This is a genomic window from Dietzia sp. UBA5065, from assembly GCA_002415925.1.
Classification (GTDB): Bacteria; Actinomycetota; Actinomycetes; order Mycobacteriales; family Mycobacteriaceae; genus Dietzia.
The window spans coordinates 827-3,206 of the sequence record DIAZ01000107.1 but is presented as its reverse complement, the minus strand read 5'-3'; the positions used below and the strand labels follow the sequence as shown (position 1 = coordinate 3,206).

Sequence of the window (2,380 nt, the reverse complement as noted above, 5' to 3'; positions counted from 1 at the left end):
CTGGTCGGGGCGCCCGGGCACCCCGATCCGGTCGGGCCCGCGCCCGCCGCCGGTGGGCGCCTGCCCGCCTCGCTGGTGTCGCGCTACGGGCAGGAGGCCTCGACCGTCGTGGCCGAGAGCCTGCTCGACCGGCCGCTGGACCGGGTCGCGGAGGGGATCGACGTCACCCGCGCCGAGTTCTCCTACGCGGTCACCCACGAGGGCGCCCTGACCGTGGACGACATCCTGGACCGTCGCAGCCGGGTCGGGCTCGTCCCCGCGGACCGTGCGGCCGCCGAACCCGCCGCGCGCGAGGCCCTCGCCGCGGCGGGCCCGGGCTAACCGAGGGGGCGCGGGGCCTGGAACTCGGCCTCGAACCTCTCGTAGGAGAACGTGGCGAGGGGCCGGGCCCGGTCTAGCGCCAGCCCACGGATCGCGTCGGCGAACCGCGCGAGGTCGGCGCCCGCCCCCTCCGCCCCGGCCGCGACCGAGATTCGCGCCCCGCCCAGGGGACGGACCCGCCCACCGGAGGCCGTCGCCGCGGCCGTCACCAGGACGGGGTCGCCGTCGATGACCTGCACGCAGTTCATGGCCAGCGACTGTCGGCCCGGGATCGGGACCCCGACGCGGGTGTCGAGTCGCAGCTCGATGCCGCCTGCCCCGGAGGAGCCGACGGGCCCCAGGCGGGCGTCGTCCAACGCTCCCCCGGCCGAGCCCACCATGTCGCCCTTCCACTTGGGGAAGCCCCACAGCTCGTTGCCCGCCGCCAGCGTGAAGTCCTGGTCCACCGGGAGCTCGTGGATGTGCTGCACCACCCCGGCGCTTGGGACCCTGACCTGGAACGCCAGCCCGATCTCGTGGTAGGCGCCCAGGACGTTGCCCGGGACGTCGTGGTAGCGCACGTGCATGATCGTCACCGGGGTGCGCCCGCCCGGGAGCGTCACCGGTTCGGCACCCGCGTCGAGCACGGCCGACTGCGGACCTGCGGCGATGAGGCGCCGCACGACCGCCGCCCGGGTGAGGAAGGCCGCGCCCGACACCGAGGCGGAGACGACGGGAACCGGGAACGCTATCTCGCGCCCGGCGACGACACGCGAAGTGGGAGAGGTCATGGGGAGACGGTAACGGCTGCCGCGCCCGGCTGCCCGCCCGACTTGCCCTTGTAGCGGGGCCTCAGCAAGTTGGCCGGGGACAGGATGTCGTCGACCTCCTCCTCGCTGAGCAGGCCCATCTCCAGGACCACCTCGCGCACGCCCCGGCCGGACCGCGCGCACTCGCGGCCCACCAGGTCGCCGTTGTGGTGGCCGATCACCGGGTTGAGGTAGGTGACGATGCCGATCGAGTTCATGACGTTGGTCCGACACACCTCCTCGTTGGCCGTGATCCCCCGGACGCACTTCTCGGTGAGCGTCTCGATGGCCGCCGTGAGCAGCGAGATCGACTCGAACATCGCCTGGGCGATCACCGGCTCCATCACGTTGAGCTGGAGCTGACCGGCCTCGGCGGCCATGGTCACCGTGATGTCGTTGCCGATCACCTTGAAGCACACCTGGTTGACCACCTCGGGGATCACCGGGTTGACCTTGGCGGGCATGATCGACGAGCCCGCCTGGAGCTCCGGCAGGTTGATCTCGTTGAACCCCGCGCGCGGGCCGGAGGACAGCAGCCGGAGGTCGTTGCAGATCTTGGAGACCTTGGCCGAGGCCCGCTTGAGGGCGGCGTGGACGTTGACGTAGTCGCCGGTGTCGCTGGTGGCCTCGATGAGGTTCATGGCTCCGGTGACCGGCAGTCCCGTGACCTCCCTCAGGTGCTCGATGACCGTGCGCCGGTAGTCGGGCGGGGTGTTGACGCCCGTGCCGATGGCCGTCGCCCCGAGGTTCACGTCGAGCAACATCCGCGCCGCCGCACCCAGGACGTGGAGCTCCTCGTCGAGCGTCACCGCGAACCCGCCGAACTCCTGACCCAGCGACATCGGCACCGCGTCCTGCAGCTGGGTCCGGCCCATCTTGAGGACCTCGCGGAACTCCTCGGACTTGTCGTAGAACGCCTCCCGCAGCGCCACGATCGCCGGTTCCAGCCGCTCGAGCGCGTGCCACAGCGCGATCCGGAACCCCGTCGGATAAGCGTCGTTGGTCGACTGCGAACGGTTGACGTCGTCGTTCGGGCTGACGATGTCGTACGCACCCTTGGGGTGGCCGAGCCGCTCGAGCGCCAGGTTGGCCACCACCTCGTTGGTGTTCATGTTCACCGAGGTCCCGGCGCCGCCCTGGTAGACGCAGGACGGGAACTGGTCCATGCACCGGCCGTCCTGCAGGATCTCGTCGCAGGCACCGACGATCGCCGCGGCCACGTCGGGGTCCAGGACCCCCATCTCCACGTTCGCGAGCGCGGCGGCCTTCTT

At 71.7% G+C, this 2,380-nt stretch carries 3 protein-coding genes; 1 reads left to right on the top strand and 2 read right to left on the bottom strand.

From position 1 onward, the window contains the following. The coding region (locus tag B4M60_RS08160; protein ID WP_291082087.1) for a glycerol-3-phosphate dehydrogenase C-terminal domain-containing protein at positions 1-321 on the top strand (321 nt) is incomplete at its 5' end. Here the strand turns inward: B4M60_RS08160 and B4M60_RS08155 are convergent. Both B4M60_RS08155 and aspA read right to left on the bottom strand, forming a co-directional pair. Next, positions 318-1,091, bottom strand: a complete 774-nt coding sequence (locus tag B4M60_RS08155; RefSeq protein ID WP_291082085.1) for an acetoacetate decarboxylase family protein — start codon at positions 1,089-1,091, stop codon at positions 318-320. The genes B4M60_RS08160 and B4M60_RS08155 overlap by 4 nt on opposite strands. Continuing rightward, positions 1,088-2,380: aspartate ammonia-lyase (gene aspA / locus B4M60_RS08150; protein ID WP_291082083.1), on the bottom strand; the 1,293-nt coding region annotated here is incomplete at its 5' end. The genes B4M60_RS08155 and aspA, both read right to left, overlap by 4 nt.

What these genes read in the sequence shown, in the direction of transcription:
- B4M60_RS08155 (WP_291082085.1), bottom strand. Translation starts at nt 1,091, where the DNA reads ATGACCTCTCCCACTTCGCGTGTCGTCGCCGGGCGCGAGATAGCGTTC.